Annotated in this window: 2 protein-coding genes and 1 pseudogene; all 3 read right to left on the bottom strand. The window is 63.4% G+C overall.

The window, feature by feature from the left end; translation table 11 throughout:
* Positions 1–339 precede the first annotated feature (339 nt).
* Positions 340–1,353 carry an IS110 family transposase gene (locus tag O4G76_RS19790; RefSeq protein WP_269398872.1) on the bottom strand — a complete coding sequence of 338 codons (1,014 nt, stop codon included), beginning with the start codon at positions 1,351–1,353 and terminating at the stop codon, positions 340–342.
* A 92-nt stretch (positions 1,354–1,445) separates the two neighbouring features.
* A pseudogene (locus O4G76_RS19785) lies at positions 1,446–1,697 on the bottom strand (transposase); the annotation flags it as partial.
* 233 nt (positions 1,698–1,930) lie between these two features.
* Positions 1,931–2,230, bottom strand: a 300-nt coding sequence (locus O4G76_RS19780; protein ID WP_373568054.1) for a calcium-binding protein, incomplete at its 5' end; no start/stop codon positions are given.

The raw sequence follows: 2,230 nt of genomic DNA, 5'->3' as shown, positions 1-2,230 counted from the left end.
CTGCGATGCTCGGCCACGAACGCGTATCTCACTTTGCATCCCTGGCGAAATACGCGTCGCCATTGTCGCTCGGACCATTTATGGATGGCTCCCGCGTGGCAAGGGCTTTCATGGCCTTTCGGCGACTGGTCGGTTGCGGCCATTTATTCGGCGTCGAGATTGCAGCTCGAAGGCTGCGCGCCCTGATGAAACTCCGCGTCTCGCCTTGGATCCCGATCAATGGCACGCGCTCGATGGCGCTTCGGTCCGAACTGGGTGTCTCGGCGATATGTCCCTCAGTTGGCCATCGTGCCACCTTGCACCTCACCATTTCGTCCAAGGCAAAAGGCCTCGTAGCTCTCAGGCTGCGCGCATGGCCTCGTATTCCGTCCCGTTTCTCAAGAGCGCCCAGACGATCCGGGCCATGCGGTTGGCCAAGGCAATGGCGGCCTGCTTCGCAGTCTTCCGTTGCAAGATCCGCCACAGCCAATCCTCGCCGGGCTGCTCGCGTCGGCGGGACGCAATGACACCCATGGCGCCGAGATACAGCAGGCGGCGCAGGTAGCGGTTGCCCATCTTCGAAATGCGTCCCAACCGTTCCTTGCCGCCGCTCGAATGCGGCTTTGGCGTCAAACCGAGCCAGGCAGACAGATCGCGCGAGGTCCGGAAGCCCGTGACGTCCGGCAGGGTCGCCACCAGTGCGGTTGCGGTGATCGGGCCGACGCCGGGGACGGTCTGTAGCCTCTTGGCCGGCGCGCTGGCCTCGGCTTCTCGGCGGATCTCCCGGGTCAGCTCGCCGATCTTCTCCTGGGTTTGGAAAAACTGATCGGCCAGCAGGCGGAGTGGCCGCCGCGCAGTAGCCGGGGGATGGGCGCGTTCTCCGGCCTCCAGCAGCCGGCCGATGTTGTGAACGCCCTTGGCCGCGACGATGCCGAACTCGCCCAGATGGGCTCGGATGGCATTGGTGACCTGCGTGAGCTGACGGACCAGGAACTCGTGAGCCTTGTGGCAGAGCAGCAGCGCCTGCGTCTTCTCGCTTTTCACCGGAACGAAGCGCATCGAGGGCCGTGTGACCGCCTCGCAGATCGCGGCCGCGTCGGCTCGGTCCGTCTTGCCGCGCCGGACATACGGCTTGACCTGGGACGGTGGCATCAGGCGAACATCATGGCCGAACCGGCCAAGGGCGCGGGCCCAGTGATGGGACCCGGCGCAGGCTTCCATGCCGACGAGGCAGGGGGGCAGGTTCTGAAAGAACGGGAGCATCTGGCTGCGCCGCAACTGTCGCCTGAGAACGACCGCGCCCTCGGCATCGACGCCGTGAAGCTGGAAGACCGATTTGGCGAGATCGACGCCGATCGTGATAGGCTGTTCCATGGATGGCTCCCTTCATGGGTTCAGCATGACAGCACCCAATGTGGCACATTGCGATGCCGGGAACGGGAGCCATCCACTCCATCAATGGCGCCCCAATGGCGACCCTTTTTTAGAATGTCACGCTCCTCCGACACCCTCGCCAGCTCCTTCTTCAGGCGCCGGATCTCGGTGTCCTTCTCCGCCTCTCCAGATGACGCCTTCGCGAACTTCTTCTTCCAGGCGTAGAGCGAATACGGGCTGACCCCGAGCCGCTCCGACACTTCCCTGACCGGGTAGCCTCGCTCGGTGATCTGCGCGACCGCGTCCCGCTTGAACTCATCGCTGAACTTGCTGCTGCTCATCATGGCCTCCTTGCCTCAAAATTAGCGAAGAAGGCGTCCACAAGACACGGGGCTATTCAAACACTACCCTTGTGTCCCTTGCAAAGCGGTGCCTGCTACTGCCTGCCAGACATCGGGGATTGGCTCTCGGAGCAATTAATTGGAATAAGCCCGCCGGCCATCGAGCAGTGGCGGCGGGCTTCTGACAGCTGGGCAGGCGCCGAGTTCTTGGGTGCGCCCAACCTACCTAAACGAGATCAGAGTTCGACCCACTCGCCCCCCTGACGGGCAAAGGTAGTGTGGTCACCGAACACCAGCTGCTCCATACCAATCAGCACGTCGCGATCGTCCTCGAAGGTCACGACCACCTTCTTGCCGAAGCTCACGTCGTAGTCGCCGAAAGCGCCGTCGAACTCGACCGTGTCGCGCCCACCGCCGCCGACGAGCTTGTCGTTGCCGAGATCAAAGATGAAGGTGTCAGCACCGCCGCCGCCTTTCATCTTGTCGTTGCCGGCGCCACCATCGAGCCGGTCCTTGCCGCCGCCGCCGATGAGCCT

The sequence above is a fragment of the Limimaricola sp. G21655-S1 genome (genome assembly GCF_027213785.1).
Classification (GTDB): domain Bacteria; phylum Pseudomonadota; class Alphaproteobacteria; order Rhodobacterales; family Rhodobacteraceae; genus Limimaricola.
This window is presented reverse-complemented; position numbering and strand designations above follow the sequence as displayed.

What these genes read in the sequence shown, in the direction of transcription:
- O4G76_RS19790 (WP_269398872.1), bottom strand. Translation starts at nt 1,353, where the DNA reads ATGGAACAGCCTATCACGATCGGCGTCGATCTCGCCAAATCGGTCTTC.